The organism is Corynebacterium frankenforstense (genome assembly GCF_030211955.1).
Classification (GTDB): domain Bacteria; phylum Actinomycetota; class Actinomycetes; order Mycobacteriales; family Mycobacteriaceae; genus Corynebacterium; species Corynebacterium frankenforstense_A.
This window is the reverse complement of the sequence record NZ_JASODI010000002.1, coordinates 85,433-104,101: the sequence shown is the minus strand read 5'-3', so window position 1 is coordinate 104,101 and position 18,669 is coordinate 85,433. Positions and strand designations below refer to the sequence as shown.

The window sequence follows — 18,669 nt, the reverse complement described above, 5'->3', positions numbered from 1 at the left end:
GCAGATCACCCCGCATCCCCCGCCCCCGATGAGCCGAACGGCGCGCGCGGCCCGCGCGTCGACCTCGCCCCGGCGCGCCGCGCCCGCCTGAACCGGCGCGTGCGCCTGATCGTGGCGGTCACGATCTCCTGCAACGTCATCGAGGCGCTGATCTCCCTGGCCGCCGGCGCCGGGGCGTCCTCCGGGGCGCTGATCGCCTTCGGCCTGGACTCAGTCATCGAGGTCGCCTCCGCCGTCGCGGTGGCCTGGCAGTTCTCCGCGCGGAACCCCGAGGCCCGCGAGAAGGTCACGGTCCGCGCGGTGGCCGTCGCCTTCTTCGCGCTGGCGGCCTACGTCACCGTCGACTCGGTGCTGACGCTCTCCGGCGGGGCCGCCCCCGAGCACAGCCGGCTGGGCATCGCGATCACGGTGGCCAGCATCCTGCTCATGCCCGCGCTGGCCTTTGTCGAGTTCCGCACCGGCCGCGAACTGGGCTCGGCCAGCGTCATGGCCGATTCGCGCCAGCTGCTGCTGTGCCTCTACCTGTCGGTGACGGTGCTGGTGGGCCTCCTGGCCAACGCGCTGCTCGGCTGGTGGTGGGCCGACCCGGTCGCCGCGCTCGTGGTCGCCGCGCTCGCCGTGCGCGAGGGCGTGGAGGCGTGGCGCGAGGGCGAGCTCGAGGCGCCCAACGCGCTGCTGGCCGAGCTCGACGAGTAGCCCGCCTCAGCGCAGCGGGTCGAAGGGCTTAAGCACGGGGTCGACGCGCCCGGTGGCGATCTGCTCGGCGGGCAGCTTGCCGCTGACCGGCCCCAGCACCACGCCCCACATGCCGTGGCCGCCGGTGGTGTAGACGTTCGGCGCCTTCGTCGCGCCGATCAGCGGCAGCCCGTCCGGAGTCACCGGGCGCGAGCCGACCCACTCGTCCTTCCGGTCGTCGAGGTCGACCCCGGTGAACATGGGGCGCACAGCCTCGACCACCGAGTCGATGCGCGCCGGCTGGAAGGCCTCGTCGGGCCCGCGGAACTCCATTGTCCCGGCGATGCGCAGCCGGCCCTGGTAGGGCGTGCACGCCACGCGCTGCTCGGGCAGATAGATCGGGTGCTCGACCGGGGTCTCGGTGGGCACCGAGAACGAGTAGCCGCGGCCGGCCTGGACCATGGTGCGCACGCCGAGGCGCCGGGCGAGCTCCGGCAGCCAGGCGCCGACGGCCAGCACCACGGTGTCCGGGGTGCGGTACTCCCCGGTGGACAGCTCGAGCACGGGCTTGCGCGTCGAGTTGACCTCGGTGACCGCCACCCCGGTGGTCACCCGGCCGCCGCGGGCCCGCACGGACTCGGCGATGGCCTCGCAGAAGGGGCCGGGCTCGATGTAGCGCTGCCCGCCGATGCGATAGACCGCACGGGCGGCCTCGGAGAGCACCGGGGCCAGGCCGAGCGCTGCGTCTCTGTCGATGTGCTCGAAGGAGATCTCCTGGCCGTGGCGCACCGCGCCCTCGATCTCGCCGATGAAGCCGCCGGCTTCCTTCTCGTCACGGAAGGCCGCGACGTAGTCGCCGGTGTGTGTCTGCGCCTCCACCCCACCGTCGACGAGCTCGTCGTAGGCGGCGAGCGCCAGCTTATCTGCCGGGGTGAGCGCGGCCATCGTCTCATCCCAGCCCGAGCGGGTGGCGTGCGCCATGAAGCGGGCGCAGAAGGCCCACAGCCTCGGGTCGATGCGCGGCGGGACGGCCAGCGCGGCGTTCGGGTCGAACAGCGCGGTCGGCCCGTAGCGCCACAGCGAGGGGTGCGCCAGCGGGATGGTCTTGCCCGGGGCCAGCCAGCCGGCGTTGCCCCAGGAGGAGCCGCCGGCCACGCCGACCCTGTCGATGACCTCGACGTCGAAACCGTGATTCTGCAGGAATCAAGCGACGGACAGCCCCGTCATCCCGGCCCCGACGACTACCGCCTCGGGCATGGCCGCCGCTCCTTCTGCTTCCGGGGTTCAGATCCTACCCGCAGGATAGGTGTCGGCGATCACTATGACAAGAGTTAGTTGCGGGCGTCTCCGTCCACGGCGTCGCCCTCGTTCTCCTCGCGCCCCTTCCAGCCGGGGCGCGGCGGGCGTCGGCGCAGCAGGGCGGCGACGTCCACGGGGGCGTCGGCCGCGCGGCGTCGTAAAGCACGCGCACCACGCACCGCCCGGCGCGCCACCGGCACCTGGCGCAGGCGCGCACGGGTGTTGGAGTGCTCGGCAATGCGGTGGCGGCCCAGCACGGCGTCGGCGAAGGTGAGCAGCAGACCGAGCGCGATGACGGCCGCGCCCATGGCGAAGGCGTTGGAGTAGGCCGCACCGGCGGCGACCATGCCGAAGATGACGGAGCCGACGCCGGTGCCGGAGTCGTAGGCGCCGTTCCAGATCGCGGAGGCGTCCGAGACCCGGGAGCGCGGCAGGCGCATGAACATCGTCAGCAGCGCCTCGTTCTGCACCACGCCGAAGCCGCCGCCGAAGCAGACCGCCGCGACCACGAGCCACCACACCGACCAGTCGGCGAACATGACCACGGCCATCAGCGCCACGCCGATGACGGCCAGGGCCTGGCCGGGGCGCATGGTGGAGCCGGGCATGCCGCGGCGATCCGCGATCACACCCGAAGCGTAGCGGAAGACCATCGAGGCGCCGCCGACGATGGAGAGCATGAAGCCGCCGATGACGGCGCCGGTGACCGGGTCGAGCTCCTTGACGGCGGCCGGCAGGAAGGTCGAGACCGCGCCGAAGGACATCGATACGGTCATGATGGCCGCCGCCGGCACGGTGACCAGCTTCCAGGTGGGCACCTTCGGGCCGGATTCGTCGATGTGCTCGTAGGCCGACGGTTCGCTGTTCTCCTCGCCGCCGCCGGGGCGCACCGCGGGGATGCGCAGGCACAGCAGCGCCGCGCCGACGGCGATGACGGCGCCGACGATGTAGCTGGAGTTGTAGCCGAGACCGGCGTTGACCAGGGCCAGGCCCAGCGGCAGGCAGAGCATCTGGCTGACGCCGAGGAAGACGCCGAGCATGCCGGAGGCCTTGCCCAGGAAGCGCACGGGCACCAGCTCGGCGATCAGGGCGGACTCGGCGACGGTCAGCGCGCCGAAGCCGAAGCCGCGCAGGGCGGAGAAGCCCAGGGCGGGCCCGGCGGACATGCCGAGCATGTAGCCCAGGGCGGGCACGCCGAGCAGGAAGGCGGCCACGGCCATCACCGGGGTGTAGCCGAAGCGGCGCAGCAGCCGCGGGGTGAAGACCTGGGTGGCCACCGTGGTCAGGATGAACGCGCCGGTGGTCCAACCGGCCAGGGTCTCCGAGCCGCCGGAGTCGATCACCGCCAGCGGCACGACCGGCAGCAGGACGGACCAGCTGCCGAAGGCGCAGGCGACGGCGAGCAGTGTGGGTATGTAGCCGGGGCTCTTCCAGATGCTGTCGAGCTTCTCGATCTCAGCACGGGACAGAGCCTGCACAGCCACTTACCTCACTCCTCCGATCAACATCACCACCGCCGTCGCCACGGCCGCCGCCGCGACCAGGGCGCAGAAGACGGTGAGCTTCTTCGCGTCATTCTGGTAGGCCGAGATCGTCGCCCCGACCATGAGACCCGCCACGGCGAACATGAAGTAGATCGGCCAGGGGCTGGCCTGGCCGGCCTCCTCCGCCGCGGCGAGGACCGCCGACACTGTAGCAGTCGTGCCCACGGGTTACAGGGCCCCCTTGGTCGAGGGCACCCCGTGCACGCGCGGGTCGTGCTCGGTGGCCTCGCGCAGCGCACGGGCCACGGCCTTGTACTCCGCCTCCGTGATGTGGTGCGGGTCGCGGCCGTAGTGGCAGATCACGTGCAGGGTGATCCGCGAGTTCAGCGCCAGCGACTCGAAGAAGTGCCGGTTGATCACGGTGGCGTAGTGGCCGCCGATGACCTGGTGGACCATGTGCTCCGGCTCGCCGGTCATCACGAAGTAGGGCCGCCCGGAGAAGTCGACGACGGCCTCGACCAGCGTCTCGTCCATGGGCAGCTGGCGCTGGCCGAAGCGGCGGATGCCGGCCTTGTCGCCGACGGCCTCGGCCAGCACCTGGCCGAGCACGATGGCGGTGTCCTCCACGGTGTGGTGGGCGTCGATCTCGGCGTCGCCCTTCGCGGTGACCGTCAGGTCGAAGGCGCCGTGCGTGGCGAAGGCGGTGAGCATGTGGTCGAAGAACGGCAGGCCGGTGTCGATGTGGCTGACGCCGGTGCCGTCGAGGTCCAGCTCGACGGAGATGTCGGTCTCGCCGGTCGTCCGGCGCGCGGCGGCGGTGCGGTGTGCGGTCACTGTGCGGCTCCTTGTGCGTGGGGGTCGTCGTCATTGCCGACGCCGTGGTGGGCGAGGTCGGCGGCGACGGCCAGGAAGGTGTCGTTCTCCTCGGGCAGGCCGACCGTCACACGCAGGTGGCCGGTCGCGCCGACGTCGCGGATGAGCACCCCGCGCTCGAGGAAGGCCTCGAAGACGGCGTGCTGGTCTGCGAAGTCGCCGAAGAAGATGAAGTTCGACTCGCTGTCCTGGACGCGGTAGCCCAGCTCGGTCAACTTCGCCGCGACGCGGTCGCGCTCGGCGGAGAGCTTGGCCACGGTTTCCAGGGTCTCGTCGCTGTGGCGCAGCGCGACGAGCGCGGCGGCCTGCGAGAGCACCGAGAGGTGGTAGGGCAGGCGCACGAGCATGACGGCCTCGACGAAGGCGGGGGCGGCCACGAAGTAGCCGAGGCGCCCGCCGGCGAAGTCGAAGGCCTTGGACATGGTGCGCGAGACGACGAGCTTGGTCGGGTACTTCGCCAGCAGCGTGCACGACGAGGGGCTGTCGGAGAACTCCATGTAGGCCTCGTCGACGACGACGATGCCCGGCGCGGCGGCGATGATGCGCTCGACGACGTCGAGGTCGGTGGCCTCGCCGGTCGGGTTGTTCGGCGTCGTGACGAAGACGATGTCCGGGGCGTGCTCGGCGATGGCGGCCAGCGCCGCCTCGGCGTCGATGCGGAAGTCCGCCCCGCGGGGGCAGTCGATGAACTCGGTCTGCGTGCCGGAGGCCAGGATCGGGTGCATCGAGTAGCTCGGCTGGAAGCCCAGCACGCTGCGGCCCGGCCCGCCGAAGGCCTGCAGCAGCTGCTGGAGGACCTCGTTGGAGCCGTTGGCGGCCCAGACGTTGTCGCGGGTGACGGCAACGCCGGTCTGCCCGCTGACGTAGGCGGCCAGGGCGTCGCGCAGCTCGACGGCGTCGCGCTCCGGGTAGCGGTTGAGCGTGGCACCGAGGCGGGCGACCTCGGCGACGAGGTCGTCGACCAGGGCCTGCGACGGCGGGTAGGGGTTCTCGTTGGTGTTCAGCCGGACCGGCACGTCGAGCTGCGGGGCGCCGTAGGGGCTGTGGCCGCGCAGTTCCTCGCGCAGCGGCAGCGCCTCGAGGCCGACCTCGGCGGCGACGGTGCCGGGCAGGTGGCGGTTCGCGTTGTCGGTGCTCATCTACTTCTCCCCCTCCGCGTCGGCGGCGGCGCCGCGGGCGCGCACGGCCTCGCCGTGGGCGGGCAGGCGCTCGACGTCGGCCAGCGTCACGATGGTCCCGGCGATCTCGGCGAGCGCGTCGGCGCTGTACTCGATGAGGTTGACCGGGCGCAGGAAGGTGTGCGAGCTCAGCCCCGCACTGAAGCGCGCGGTGCCGGAGGTCGGCAGCACGTGGTTGGAGCCGGCGGCGTAGTCGCCCAGCGGCACCGGCGAGTAGGGCCCGACGAAGATCGCGCCGGCGTGGCGCACGCGCTCGGCGACCTGGCGGGCGTCGCGGGTGTGCACCTCGAGGTGCTCGGCGGCGTAGGCGTCGGCCACGCGCACCCCGGCGTCGATGTCGTCGACGAGCACGATGCCGGACTGGGCGCCGGTGAGCGCCTCGGCGACGCGCTCGGAGTTGAGGGTGACCGTATAGCGCTGCTCGATCTCGCGGTCGACGGCCTCGGCCAGCTCGCGGGAGTCGGTGATGAGCACGCTGGCGGCCATCGGGTCGTGCTCGGCCTGGCTGATCAGGTCGTAGGCGACGTAAACGGGGTCGGCCGAGTCGTCGGCGAGCACCGCGATCTCGGTGGGGCCGGCCTCGGCGTCCGTGCCGACCACGCCGCGCACCAGGCGCTTGGCGGCGGTGACGAAGATGTTTCCCGGGCCGGTGACCATGTCCACCGGCTCGAGGCCCGCCTCGTCGTCGCCGTAGGCCAGCATGGCCACGGCCTGCGCGCCACCGGTGGCCCACACCTCGTCGACGCCCAGCAGCGAGCAGGCGGCCAGCACCGTCGGGTTCGGCCAGCCGTCGTTGTCCACCTGGGGCGGGGAAGCCACCACCAGGGTGGACACGCCCGCCTCCTGGGCGGGGATGACGTTCATCAGCACGCTGGAGGGGTAGACGGCCTTGCCGCCGGGCACGTAGAGGCCCACCCGCTCGATCGGGTGGAAGACCTCGGTGACCTCCGCACCCTCGGCGAGCATGGTCGTGTGCGGGGCCGGCACCTGCTCGGCGTGCACCTTGCGGATGCGCTCGATGGCCTGCTCCAGCACGGCGCGCACGTTGTCCGGGAGAGCGGCCACCGCGGCGTCGACAATCTCACGCGGCACGCGCACGGAACCCGGGCGCACATGGTCGAAGCGCTCGCCGAGCTCGAGGGCGGCCTCGGCGCCGCGGGAACGGACGTCTTCGACGATGGGCTGGACCTTGGGCAGGACCGCGGCGACGTCGGTGCCGCCGCGCGGCAGCACCCGACGCAGCTCGGCTACGCCCGGCTCGCGGCCGGTCAGGTCCGTGACGGTGAGCATGGTTGGGGTCTCCACCTCTCAGGGGACAAATTCCTCGTTGACAGTGACAGGCCTCATTGTATGGACCGGGGTTGCATGAAACGCCACGCCCACCCCCGCGGGGACACTAGACTGATGTTTCGACCAGGAACACGATCCCCCTTCCGCCCCTCCGGACCCCCGAGGAGGACCCCGTGCCCCACCGGCAGCGCCCGCCGCGGCGCACCCCGGCGCGCGTCACCTTGGCCCGGCTCACCGCCGCGGCCGCCAGCTTCGGCTACCACTTCTACGCCGAGCGTGATCGCCTGCTCATCCCCTTCCCCGACCACCGCACGCTGGCCTACTTGACCAGCCCCGGCGGCACCCCGATGCTGGTGCTCGCCAGCCAGACCCGCGCCGACCTGCCGCTGGAGGCAGCCACGGACCTGGCCGCGGAGATCGACGCGTGGAACCGCACCCGCATCGGCCCGTCGCTCTACTTCCGCCACAACGGCGACGGCTCGCTGGCCGTCCACGGCCGGGCCGCCGTACCCGTGGCCGCCGGGCTGACCGACGAACAGCTCACCGAGGCCGTGGGCCTCGAGTTGACCGCCGCCCAGCTGGCCGTCGACACGCTGGCCGCCCGCTTCCCCGCGCTGCGCGCGACCGGGACGAACACCGGCGCCGACTCGGACGAGGCGACGGCCTTCGACTTCGACGCCGTGGCGCTGGCCGGCCCCCTGCCGGGCGGCACCGAGGACCCGCCGTACCTGCTGGCCACCCCGGGCGGGACCGTCGCGCCGCGGGAGACGAGCCCGGTCACCCCGGCCCGCCTGCTCGAGCTGCTGGCCGCCGAGGGGGTGCCCGCCACCTGGGCGGGCCCGGACGTGGTGGCCGCCTGGGTGGGCGCGACGCTGGTGGGGCTGGCCCTCGAGGAGGGCCCCCACCTGCTGATCACCGCACACTGGGGCCCCGGCCCCGGCGTCGAGGAGGAGCTGCGCGCCCGGCTGGTGTGCAACGACTGGACGGCTGTGTCCGCGCTGGCGCGGGCCTTCACCAGCCGCGCGGAGACGGGGCTGGAGGTGCGCACGGAGTTCGCCCTGGCGGTCACGGCCGGGCTCAACCCGGCGCAGCTGCACGGGGCGGTCACCGGCGGGATCGCGGCCGTGCTGCGCGCGGCGCACACGGTCTCCACCGAGCTCGGCGGGGTCGGCGCGCTGCGGCGCCGGGGGCCGGGGTTCTAGGACTCCCGGCGGGCGGTGGTGCCGGCCTTGGCGGCGGTGGCGGAGCCGCCGGCTGCCGCGTCGGCGTCGACCGCGGCGGCATCGCCCTCCGGGGTGTCCGGGCTCTTCGAGTCCTCGGGCCTCTTCGGCGACTCCGGCTCGGGCTCGAGGTCGACCAGACCCGCGCACCAGTAGAAGATCGCCGCGCAGAAGGCGGCGGCGACGAAGGTCACCGTGCCGGCCGTGACCGAGACCGGCAGCCGCGCAGGCGGGTCGGCCAACCAGTAGGCGGTCAGGTCGCCGGTCGCGGCGAAGACGCGGGTGCCCACGACGGCGACGACCACGGTCCACAGGAGCATCGCGATGCCGCGGGCGCGCGGGAAGAGACGGTAGGCCGCCAGCGCACTGACGGCGGCGGTCACGCAGACCAGTCCGACGAGCGTGATCCAGAAGCCGAAGGGCGCGCCGACGCCGGCGGCCACGCCCTCGGGGTCCAGGCTGAAGGTCGGGCGGGCAAGGCCCGTTGCCGCGCCGAGCAGCGCGTAGGCCGTGACGGCCACCGCGAAGACGGCGGCCGCGGCGTGGACTAGCGGTCGCACATGGTCCACCGGTTGTTTTCGCGCACGAGACGCACGGTGTTGGACTCCTCCTGGCCGTTGGCGTTGACGGTCACGTAGGCGGAGGCGCTGTCGCCGTCGACGCGGATGTCCTCGACGCTGTGCGTGGAGGCGACCATGCCGGCCTGGCCGATCGGGGCGTCGGCGGTGTAGGAGTTCTGGATCGCCTCGCGGCCGCCGGCCTCCTCGATGACGGCGGAGCAGGTGTTGTCGACCATGTAGTTGGTAAGGTCGGAGACCATGGTGTCCGGGTTGCCCAGGCGGTCGTAGAAGCCGTCGAGCACGCCGTTGATCTCGGAGGCGTCCTCCTCGCCGGCGGCCTCGCCGTCGACGGGCTCCTGCTCCTTGATCTGCAGGCCGTTCTCCAGCGGGTTGTCCACCTGCGGGGCGTCGCCGTCGCCGGAGTCGGAGCCCTGCGAACCGGAGCCGTCCTTGCCCCCGTCCTTGCCGTCCTTGCCGTCGGAGTTCCCGTCGCCGCCGTTGTCCGCGCCGTCGCCGTCGTGCAGCACGGCACCGCCGGAGCCACTGTTCGAGCCACCCTGGGCGGAGGAGTCCGCGTCGTCGTCGCTGCCGCAGGCGGTCAGCGTGAGGGCGGCCGCGGTGACGACGGCCAGGATCTTGGTGCGGTGGGAAGTGAACATCTGTGAACCGGTTTCCGTTTCTCGGGGCGGGGCGCCCGCGCGACGCCCGTTCGATCTGGTGCGCAGATGACGATACCAGCCGCGATCACGGTTCCCCGGGCACATCCTGCGCGTAGGCTGTCAGTGTGGCCCTTAACCGTACCCTCATCCTCGACACCGCGCTCGATCTCCTGGGCAAGTACGGGCTCGCCGACGTCACGATGCGTCGAGTCGCCAGCGCACTCGACGTCGCCCCGGGTGCCCTCTACTGGCACCTGAGCAACAAGCAGGAGCTCATCGCCGCGATGGCGCGCAGCATCCTCACGCCCGTGCTGGACCCCGAGTCCGGCCGGGAGGAGACCCCGGCCGTCGGCGACCTCTTGCGCAGCTTCCGCTCCGCGGTGCTCGCCCACCGCGACGGCGCCGACGTCGTCTCCGCGGCACTGTCCACCCCGCCGCTGCAGGCGGAGATGCTCGAGCGCATCTCCGCGGCCGTGGCCGCCGAGGGCGTGGACCCGTCCGCCGCCCTGGTGCTGCTGCACTTCGGCATCGGCGCGGCCGTCTCCGAGCAGGCCGCCCGCCAGCTCGCCGACGACGCCGGCGGCGAGCCGGTGGACGAGAAGGCCGCGGCGGAGGCCTTCGACCGCGGCGTGGCCACGATCCTCGCCGGCGCCGCGCGCTAAGATCACCGCGCACCGGCATCGCGGCGCACGCCCGCGCCGCGCACCGGCACGACCCCTCCGCAAGCCCGCCCACCCCAACGCGCCCCCGCCGCGCGGCGACGCGGGACACCGCCCCTCCCCCGTTACGCCGGGCCCGCGGGCCTCGCCGGCACCCCGACACGCCGGGCCCGGGGCACCCCGCCGCAGACAGTGCCCAAGCTCACTACCAGGACATCTACCACCGGGAACGGGCCCGGAGCCCGCGCGCCGAATCGATTTAGGTGAGGATCTGCGACTAAAATCCGTGACATGATCTCACAGAGCAACCCGTCGCTGTCTATCTGGCCCGGCAACCCGCAACCGCTCGGCGCCACCTACGACGGCTCCGGAACGAACTTCTCCCTCTTTTCCCGGATCGCGGACAAAGTAGAGCTCTGCCTCATCGACGAGGACGGCGCGGAGACCCGCGTCGAACTCACCGAGACCGACAACCACAACTGGCACTGCTACATCCCGGGCATCCAGCCCGGCCAGCGCTACGGCTACCGCGTCTACGGGCCCTACGACCCGGACGCCGGCCACCGCTGCGATCCGAGCAAGCTGCTCGTCGACCCGTACTCCAAGGCCTTCGACGGCGAGTACGACGGCGACGCCTCCCTGTTCTCCTACGACATCAACGACCCGAACAACCCGGACGGTCGCAACGAGGAGGACTCCCTGGGCCACACGATGCTCTCGGTGGTCATCAACCCCTACTACAACTGGGAGGGCGACAAGCACCCGCGCATCCCGGACCACCACACCGTCATCTACGAGACCCACGTCAAGGGCATGACGGCCACCCACCCGGACGTCCCGGAGCACCTGCGCGGCACCTACGCCGGCATGGCGCACCAGTCCGTGATCAACTACCTGAAGGACCTGGGCATCACCGCCGTCGAGCTGATGCCGGTGCACCAGTTCTACCAGGACGACCGCCTGCGTGAGCTGGGCCTGCGCAACTACTGGGGCTACAACACCCTGGGCTTCTTCGCCCCGGAGCAGCACTACGCCCACTCCTCGGAGCCGGGCGGCGCCGTGGCCGAGTTCAAGTCGATGGTGCGCGCGTACCACAACGAGGGCATGGAGATCATCCTCGACGTCGTCTACAACCACACCGCCGAGGGCAACCACATGGGCCCGACGCTGAGCTTCCGCGGCATCGACAACAGCGCCTACTACCGCCTGGTCGACGACGACCCGCGCCACTACATGGACTACACAGGCACGGGCAACTCCTTTAACGTGCGCGACCCGCACTCGCTGCAGCTGATCATGGACTCGCTGCGCTACTGGGTCACCGAGATGCACGTCGACGGCTTCCGCTTCGACCTGGCCTCGACCCTGGCCCGCGAGTTCGGCGACGTCGACCGCCTGGCCACCTTCTTCGACCTGGTCCAGCAGGACCCGGTCGTCTCGCGGGTCAAGCTGATCGCCGAGCCCTGGGACGTCGGCGACAACGGCTACCAGGTGGGCAACTTCCCGTCGCTGTGGTCGGAGTGGAACGGCAAGTACCGCGACACGGTGCGCGACTTCTGGCGCGGCGAGCCGTCGACGCTGGGCGAGTTCGCCTCGCGTCTGACCGGTTCCTCGGACCTCTACGACCACAACGACCGCCGCCCGACCGCCTCGATCAACTTCATCACGGCCCACGACGGGTTCACCATGCATGACCTGGTGAGCTACAACGACAAGCACAACGAGGCCAACGGCGAGGACAACCGCGACGGCGAGAGCCACAACCGCTCCTGGAACTGCGGCACCGAGGGGCCGACGGACGGCAAGGAGATCCTGGACCTGCGCCGCCAGCAGATCCGCAACTTCATGACGACCCTGCTGCTCAGCCAGGGCACACCGATGATCAGCCACGGCGACGAGATGGCGCGCACCCAGGGCGGCAACAACAACGTCTACTGCCAGGACAACGAGATCTCCTGGATGGACTGGCAGCAGCTCGAGGACAACGCCGCGCTGCACGCCTTCACCCGCCGCCTGATCGAGATCCGCGACCACCACCCGGTCTTCCACCGCCGCCGCTTCTTCGCCGGCGGCCCCCTGGGCACGGACGCGCTGGACCGCGACATCGCCTGGCTGGTGCCCAACGGCACGATGATGACCCAGGACGACTGGAACTTCCAGTTCGGCAAGGCCCTGATGGTCTACCTCAACGGCAACAACATCGAGGAGCCGGACCGCCACGGCAACCGCGTCGTCGACGACTCCTTCCTGATGATGTTCAACGCCCACTACGAGGACATCGACTTCACCCTCCCGCGCCGCGAGCTCGGCCGCGGCTGGCAGCTGATGGTTGACACCACCGAGCCGGAGGGCGTGCCCTCGGACAAGGAGACGGAGTGGGCCGCGGAGACGACCCTGACCGTCCCGGCGCGCTCGACGATCGTGCTCAAGCAGACCGCCGCCCCCGACTTCGGCGAGGACGACCCGGACCGCCCGAAGAAGGAGTCGATGTAGTCTGTAGTGCGTGATTCCCGCTCTCGACGCCACCGTCTCCGTGACCCGCGAGAAGGTCACGCTCACCCGCACTCTCCTGGCCGCCTCCCTGGCGGGGGCGCCGGAGTGTGTGCTCGACGTCAAGGGGATTGACGACGTCGCGCTCGTCGCCCCGGACGAGTACCTCCCCGGTGCCGTGCGACTCGCCTGCGCCGGTGAGACGGTGGCGGTGCGCTTCGCGCCGCACCAGGGCGCGGAGGCCAAGTTCTTCGCCGAGGCCGTGCGCGCGGCCATGCGCGGCGAGACGCCGTCCGACGACGCGGCCGCGATCCCCGTGCCGGGGCTGGACTGCGTGGTCGCCGACGTGCGCCTGCGCGACGGCAACTCCGGGCCGGTGGAGTCCGTGACGCTCGCAGAGGTCACCGACGGCGTCGCCGGGGCGGAAAGAGAGATTTCCGACGCCGCGGGGCTCGCCGATGCGCTCGGCTCCCGGGTGCTGGTGGCCCACAACGCCCAGCTTCTGCTCGGCGAGCTGGTACGCGCGGGGCTGGTCTCCGGTCCCGTCCCCTTCGGCTGCACGCTGGCGCTGGCCCGCGCCGCGCGCCTCGACCCGCCGGCGGCGGACCACACGCTCGCCGGCCTGGCCGAGGCCCTCGGCGTGCGGGGCGAGGGCGCGGCGCGCGTGGCCGGGGTGCTCGCGGGCCTGGCGCGCTCCTTCGGCCACGGCGGCGACGTCGCTGGCCTCTTCCACGACCGGAGGCTGACGCTGGGTGAGGTGCGTGCCGACGGCACCGTCTACCCTGTCCTGCACGATCTCTCCGGTGCGGCCGTGGCCGCCCAGCGCCGCGCCCTGGCCGGTGGGGCCGCGGACGCCGACTCCCCGGCCGCAACGGAGACCGAGAAGTCCTCCGGCACCCCGAAGACCGGCACCCCGAAGGCCGATTCCCAGAAGGCTGGCGCCGCCGACGCCGGGTCCGGTTCCACGGCGGAGTCGACCGAGACCGACTCCTCGAATGCCGTCCAGGAGGCGCTGATCTCTACCGCTGAGCTCTCGGCGACCGCCCGCAACGAGTCCGCCGGCTCGGCCAAGTCCGGCAGGTCCGGCGGCTCGCGCGGGCCGGCGCCCTGGACCGCCGTGGCCACGCCGGACACGATCCCGGAGCCGAACCCGAATGCCGACCCCGAGGGCGTGCTCTTCGGCGAGAACGTCACCCTGACCGGAGACTTCGAGCCCTTCGACAAGGGGCAGCTGTGGGCGGGCCTGGCCCACCACGGCGCGAAGATCGGCAAGAACGTCACCAAGAAGACGACCATCCTGGTCGTCGGCTCCTGGGCCTCGACGACCTCCAAGGAGAAACGCGCCCGCGAGCTGCAGGCGAAGGGCCAGGAGATCCAGATCTGGCCGGCCGCCGACCTGCTGGCCACCCTCGGCCTCGACGAGGAACCGCCCTTCTGACCCCTGCCCACCGGCACCGGGGCTGCGGCACGTCGACGGCACCGGCCGCTCCGGCCCCTCGGGGGTGCGGCGGCGTCCCCCGCACAACCACCGTGGGAACCGAGGGAAGGGTGCGGGCAGTCGGATACGGGTGAGAGCACCCGATCCGAGGAGCCCCCGTGCACCCGTTTCCGCACCGCCCGCCGAACCCGGCCCACCCGCAGCGCCGCCCGCCACGCCTGGTCCCCGAGCTGATCGCCGCGCCCGCGCGCGTGCCCGGCCTCGGCGAGGCCGCCTTCGCCCGTCGGCGCGCCACCGTCGCGCTGTCCCGCGAGCTGACCGCCGGCATGCTCCTCGACGGCCGCCCCGCGGCCCACGAGGACCTCGCCGCCGCGGGGCTGAGCCTCCACCGCGCGTGGCTGCGTGCCTCGGAGACCCTGCTGGCCGCCGCGCGCACCGAGTACGGACTGCGCTTCCTCACCCGCCCGGCCAGCCGGCTGTGCCCGCAGGCCCCGCCCGGCGCGCTCCAGGTCGCCGTCCACGGCGGCACGGACCCGACCGCCTGGCTGGCCCACCCGCGCACCTTCGCTGTGCTGCACGCGCACCTGCAACGCCTCACGGGCACCACGCCGCGCTACGTCGCCCCGCGCAGAGGGGTGCTCGTCGCGACGTCGGAAATTGCGGCGCACGCACTGGGCGACTGGGCCCGCGAGGCGGCCCACGCGGCCGGGAAAATGGCGCTGAGCGGGCGGTTCATCGAGTACGCCCGCGGCTTTCCGCGGCTGGTGGCCGGGCACGCCGCCGCGGTGACCACTAGCCTGTGAGGGAGTAAGGATCGCATGGGAAGGATTGTTGAGCCGACGTGGTCAACCGAGACATCATCGCCACCTACCGCCTGCAGCTGCGCGGGCCCGCCGCCGACCCCGACGGGGCCGGGCGCGCCTTCACCTTCGACGACGCCCGCGCGCAGATCCCGTACCTGAAGGACCTCGGGATCAGTCACCTCTACCTCTCCCCCGTCCTGTCCGCCCCGGCCGAGTCCAACCACGGCTACGACGTCGTCGACCCCACCGAGGTCAACCCGGAACTCGGCGGCATCGAGGGGCTGCGCCGCCTGTCCGCCGCCGCCCGCGAGGCCGGCATGGGCGTCATCGTCGACCTGGTGCCCAACCACCTGGGCGTGGACACCGCCTACCTGAACCCCTGGTGGTGGGACACGCTCAAGCACGGGCGCGACTCCGCCTGGGAGGACTTCTTCGACATCGACTGGCACGACGACAACGGCGCCGACGGCCGCCTCGGCCTGCCGGTGCTCGGGTCGCCGGACGACGTCGAGGCGCTCACGCTGATCGCCCGCGGCGACGAGGCCTACCCGGAAGGCCTCGAGGAACGCGCCGCCGAGGACGGCTCCGACGACGTGGTGCTCGCCTACTACGACAACGTCTTCCCCGTCGCCCCCGGCACCTGCTCGGGCCCGGACGACGACCCGGTGGCCGTCCATTCCCGCCAGCACTACCGGCTGATGTACTGGCGCGAGGGGGTCATCTCCTACCGCCGCTTCTTCTCCGTCAACGGGCTGGCCGGCATCCGCCAGGAGGACCCGAAGGTCTTCCGCGCCAGCCACCGGGTGCTGCGCCAGCTGTGCCGCGAGGACCTCATCGACGGCGTGCGCGTGGACCACCCGGACGGCATGGCCAACCCGTTCCAGTACCTGCGCCGGCTGCGGCGTCTGATCGGCCCGGAGCGCTGGCTGGTCGTCGAGAAGATCCTCGGCGTCGACGAGCCGCTCGACGCCCGCCTGCCCGCCGACGGCACCACCGGCTACGACGCGCTGCGCGAGCTCGACGGGGTCTTCGTCAACCGCGCCGCCGAGGACTCGCTGTCCATGCTCGCCCTCGAGCAGTCCGGCTCGACCTGGAACGCGCAGGCCATCGAGGCCAGCGAGCACCAGCTCAAGCACGGGGTGGCCGAGTTCGAGCTCGCCGCCGAGGTGCGCCGCCTGGCCCGTGCCATCCGCCGCGACAACTTCTCCACCGCCGGCTCCAACGTCTCGGAGGACCGCCTGGTCTCCACGATCATGCACCTGGTCGCCGCGATGCCGGTCTACCGCGCGGACTACCTGTCGCTGTCGCGCGTGACGGCCACCGTGGTCGCGGAGATGTCGCAGCGCTTCCCGTCGCGCCGCGACGCCCTGGACCTGATCTCCGCGGCGCTGCTGGCCGACGACGGCGAGGCGATGACCCGCTTCGCCCAGGTCTGCGGTGCCGTCATGGCCAAGGGCGTGGAGGACACGCTGTTCTACCGGGCCTGCCGGCTGGTCTCCCTGCAGGAGGTCGGCGGCGCGCCTGGGCGCTTCGGGGTCTCGGCGGCCGAGTTCCACCTGCTCCAGCAGGAGCGCGCCCGCCTGTGGCCGCGCGCGATGACGACGCTGACCACCCACGACACCAAGCGCAGCGAGGATACCCGCGCGCGCATCATCGAGCTGTCGGAGTTCCCCAACGACTTCGCCGAGTTCGTCGGCGAGGTCACCTCCGTGGTGCCCGCCCCGGACGCGGCCACGGGCCACTTCCTGCTGCAGAACATCATCGGCGTGTGGCCGGCCGACGGGCAGGTCACCGAGAAGCTGCGCGGGCGCCTGCGCGACTACGCGCTCAAGGCCGTGCGCGAGGCCGGCGTGCACACCACCTGGTTCGACCAGGACTCCGCCTTCGAGACCAACGTGCTCGACTGGATCGACGTGCTCGTCGACGGCCCGGTGACCAGCCGCATCACCGCCTTCGTCGCCGCGCTCGACGACGGCGCGCTCACCGTCACCCTGGGGCGTAAGGTCCTGCAGCTGCTCGGCCCCGGCGTCCCGGACGTCTACCAGGGCACCGAGTACGTCGACCGTTCCCTGGTCGACCCGGACAACCGCCGCTTCGTCGACTACACCGCCCGCGCGCAGACCCTGGCCACGGGCGCGCCGGACTTCGCCGCCCTCGCCGGCGGCGCCTCCGGCGCCACGACTGACGACGTCGCGGAGGCCGCCGCGGCGACCGACGGCACCGTCGCGAACGCCGGCTCGGCCGGCGCCGCGGGCGCCGGCGACACCGGCGAGGAGCCGAAGCGGCCGCGGGGGCTCATCGAGGAGGTCTTCCCCGCCTGGCACGCCGCGCTCGCCTCGCCGGACCGGGTCAAGCAGTACGTCACCCACACCGCCCTGACGGTGCGCCGGGCCTTCCCCGACGCCTTCGTCGAGGGCGACTACCAGGCCGTCTTCGCCGAGGGTCCGGGCATCGCGCACGTGATCGGCATGGCCCGCGGCGAGGCCGTCGACGCCGCCGACATCATCGGCGAGGAGGGCCTCGACGAGCCGGAGCCGCCGAAGGTCAGCGTCATCGCGCTGGCGGTGCGCCGCCCGCTGTCGCTGGCCTACCGGGGCGGCTGGCGCGGCACCACGGTCACCCTGCCCGAGGGCGAGTGGACCGAGAAGATCACCGGCCGCACCTTCTCGGGCACCGTGGACGCCGCCGCGATCTTCGCCGCGCTGCCCACCGCGGTGCTCGTGCCCGCCGACGCCGGCGCCGACGACGCCGCCGACGCCGCCCGGGAGGCGGAGGCCTAGATGGCCGGGGCGAAGAAGAAGGACCGCAGGAAGGCCGCGGCCGCCCGCGCCGTGCGCCGCGCCGGCCGCGGCGGCAAAGCCAAGCCCAAGGCCAAGGCAAAGCCGGACAACGCCGCCGCCGCGGGCGACCGCGGCGGCAGGAACGCAGCCCGGGCGACGGATGCGCACGGCGGGACGGACGCGGGCGTCGTCAAGCAGGACGACCAGACCATCGCCGAGCTGGGCAACCGCTACCACGAGTTCCGGCGGCGCCACCCGCACGCCGACGTCGAGTTCGCCGACGCCATCGAGGAGCTGCTCACCGACGCCGGCGTCACCTTCGACCGCGTCGTCGCGCGCGTGAAGACGTGGCGCTCGCTCAAGGACAAGGCCCGGCGCACCCGCGAGGACGGCACGCCGTCCTACCCGGAGCCGTGGACGGACATCCACGACGTCGTCGGCGTACGCGTGACGGTCTTCCACTCCACGGAGATCCCGCGCGCCGTCGACACGCTCACCGAGTCGTTCACCGTGCGCCGCAGCGTGGACAAGACCGCCGAGACCCGCATCGCCGGCTCCTTCGGCTACGGCTCACACCACCTGGTGCTCGCCGTCGACGAGACCGCCCACGAGGCCGTGGAGCTCGACGCCTACGCCGGGATGACCTTCGAGGTCCAGATCCGCACCGTGCTGCAGCACGCGTGGGCCGAGTTCGAGCACGACATCCGCTACAAGTCCGGCGTCGACGGCATCGACCCGCGCGTCGACCGGGCCTTCACGCTGGCCGCGGGGCTGATCGAGCTGGCGGACCAGCAGTTCGACCAGATCGCCGCGATCCAGGGCGCCGAGGTCGACGCCGCCGACGACGTCGAGCTGACCCCGGAGACCCTGCCCGGGGTGCTCGCCGTGGTCGGCGGCACGCGCTACCCGCGGCCGCGTTCCGACGACTACCCGTGGCTCAACCAGCTGCTGGCCGCCAACGGGATCACCACCGTCGGCCAGCTGCGCCGGCTGCTCACCGCCGCGGACGTCGACGCGGTGCGCCACGCGATGGCCTACCGCTACCGGCCCGGACAGGTGCGCCTGATCGACGACCTGCTGCTCGCGCGCTTCGGCGAGAAGCACATCGAGCGCACCGGCGAGACCGGCCGGCGCCCCGGGCAGCGGCCCGGCCGGCTGCGCCGCCGCCTCAAGGTGCTGCGCGCGCGGAAGCCCTAGGGCCCGGCGCGGCTGGGCGGGCGGCGCGGGCGGCGCGGGCGGCCTTCCCACCCCGGGTGCGCCC

The 18,669-nt window shown here is 72.5% G+C and carries 16 protein-coding genes; 8 read left to right on the top strand and 8 right to left on the bottom strand.

Features of this window, described 5'->3' with window-relative positions:
* Positions 1-99 precede the first annotated feature (99 nt).
* On the top strand, positions 100-696 hold the full coding sequence (locus QP119_RS01525) for a cation transporter (RefSeq protein ID WP_336620391.1): 597 nt from the start codon (positions 100-102) through the stop codon (positions 694-696).
* A gap of 6 nt (positions 697-702) precedes the next feature.
* Here the strand turns inward: QP119_RS01525 and QP119_RS01520 are convergent, their stop codons facing one another.
* From QP119_RS01520 to hisD, 6 genes are all read right to left on the bottom strand, one after another.
* Entirely contained in the window at positions 703-1,875 is a 1,173-nt protein-coding gene (locus QP119_RS01520; RefSeq protein WP_284773360.1) for an NAD(P)/FAD-dependent oxidoreductase, read from the bottom strand.
* Between the two features lie 131 nt (positions 1,876-2,006).
* Entirely contained in the window at positions 2,007-3,458 is a 1,452-nt protein-coding gene (locus QP119_RS01515) for an MFS transporter (RefSeq protein WP_284773194.1), read from the bottom strand.
* The gene (locus QP119_RS01510) at positions 3,459-3,683 is read right to left on the bottom strand and encodes a hypothetical protein (protein ID WP_284773192.1); all 225 of its coding nucleotides are present in this window, start codon (positions 3,681-3,683) and stop codon (positions 3,459-3,461) included.
* Positions 3,684-3,686: 3 nt separating this feature from the next.
* Positions 3,687-4,292: an imidazoleglycerol-phosphate dehydratase HisB gene (gene hisB / locus QP119_RS01505; protein ID WP_284773191.1), complete on the bottom strand. Its 606-nt coding sequence runs from the start codon at positions 4,290-4,292 to the stop codon at positions 3,687-3,689.
* Positions 4,289-5,470, bottom strand: a complete 1,182-nt coding sequence (locus QP119_RS01500) for a histidinol-phosphate transaminase (protein ID WP_284773190.1) — start codon at positions 5,468-5,470, stop codon at positions 4,289-4,291. The genes hisB and QP119_RS01500 overlap by 4 nt, the downstream gene beginning before the upstream one ends.
* Positions 5,471-6,799 carry a histidinol dehydrogenase gene (gene hisD, locus QP119_RS01495; RefSeq protein ID WP_284773189.1) on the bottom strand — a complete coding sequence of 443 codons (1,329 nt, stop codon included), beginning with the start codon at positions 6,797-6,799 and terminating at the stop codon, positions 5,471-5,473.
* A 173-nt stretch (positions 6,800-6,972) separates the two neighbouring features.
* Here hisD and QP119_RS01490 point away from each other — a divergent pair, with 173 nt between their 5' ends.
* Complete coding sequence (locus QP119_RS01490; RefSeq protein ID WP_284773188.1) at positions 6,973-8,001, top strand: YbjN domain-containing protein; 1,029 nt, start codon at positions 6,973-6,975, stop codon at positions 7,999-8,001.
* Here QP119_RS01490 and QP119_RS01485 read toward each other — a convergent pair.
* Together QP119_RS01485 and QP119_RS01480 are read right to left on the bottom strand one after the other, a co-directional pair.
* Positions 7,998-8,579 carry a hypothetical protein gene (locus QP119_RS01485; protein WP_284773186.1) on the bottom strand — a complete coding sequence of 194 codons (582 nt, stop codon included), beginning with the start codon at positions 8,577-8,579 and terminating at the stop codon, positions 7,998-8,000. The two genes, QP119_RS01490 and QP119_RS01485, sit on opposite strands and share 4 nt — an antisense overlap.
* On the bottom strand, positions 8,567-9,238 hold the full coding sequence (locus QP119_RS01480) for a hypothetical protein (protein ID WP_284773185.1): 672 nt from the start codon (positions 9,236-9,238) through the stop codon (positions 8,567-8,569). Before QP119_RS01480 ends, QP119_RS01485 begins: the two co-directional genes overlap by 13 nt.
* Positions 9,239-9,363: 125 nt before the next feature.
* On the opposite strand from QP119_RS01480, the gene QP119_RS01475 reads away from it, so the two are divergent.
* The 6 genes from QP119_RS01475 (at position 9,364) to QP119_RS01450 (ending at position 18,605) form a co-directional block, all read left to right on the top strand.
* Positions 9,364-9,900, top strand: coding sequence for a TetR family transcriptional regulator (locus QP119_RS01475; RefSeq protein WP_284773184.1), 537 nt, complete (start codon positions 9,364-9,366; stop codon positions 9,898-9,900).
* A gap of 288 nt (positions 9,901-10,188) precedes the next feature.
* Positions 10,189-12,390, top strand: coding sequence for a glycogen debranching protein GlgX (gene glgX / locus QP119_RS01470; protein ID WP_284773181.1), 2,202 nt, complete (start codon positions 10,189-10,191; stop codon positions 12,388-12,390).
* A gap of 10 nt (positions 12,391-12,400) precedes the next feature.
* Positions 12,401-13,825 (top strand): DNA polymerase III subunit epsilon, encoded by a 1,425-nt coding sequence (locus QP119_RS01465; protein WP_284773178.1) that lies wholly within the window; start codon positions 12,401-12,403, stop codon positions 13,823-13,825.
* A gap of 158 nt (positions 13,826-13,983) precedes the next feature.
* Positions 13,984-14,628, top strand: coding sequence for a hypothetical protein (locus tag QP119_RS01460; RefSeq protein WP_284773176.1), 645 nt, complete (start codon positions 13,984-13,986; stop codon positions 14,626-14,628).
* 38 nt (positions 14,629-14,666) lie between these two features.
* Entirely contained in the window at positions 14,667-17,408 is a 2,742-nt protein-coding gene (treY, locus tag QP119_RS01455; protein WP_284773175.1) for a malto-oligosyltrehalose synthase, read from the top strand.
* Entirely contained in the window at positions 17,409-18,605 is a 1,197-nt protein-coding gene (locus tag QP119_RS01450; RefSeq protein ID WP_284773173.1) for a GTP pyrophosphokinase, read from the top strand.
* The last annotated feature ends 64 nt before the right edge of the window (positions 18,606-18,669 follow it).

Excerpts from the sequence above, each read along its gene's own strand:
- QP119_RS01500 (WP_284773190.1), bottom strand. The coding sequence starts at position 5,470 with ATGAGCACCGACAACGCGAACCGCCACCTGCCCGGCACCGTCGCCGCC.
- hisD (WP_284773189.1), bottom strand. The coding sequence starts at position 6,799 with ATGCTCACCGTCACGGACCTGACCGGCCGCGAGCCGGGCGTAGCCGAG.
- QP119_RS01480 (WP_284773185.1), bottom strand. The coding sequence starts at position 9,238 with ATGTTCACTTCCCACCGCACCAAGATCCTGGCCGTCGTCACCGCGGCC.
- glgX (WP_284773181.1), top strand. The coding sequence starts at position 10,189 with ATGATCTCACAGAGCAACCCGTCGCTGTCTATCTGGCCCGGCAACCCG.
- QP119_RS01450 (WP_284773173.1), top strand. The coding sequence starts at position 17,409 with ATGGCCGGGGCGAAGAAGAAGGACCGCAGGAAGGCCGCGGCCGCCCGC.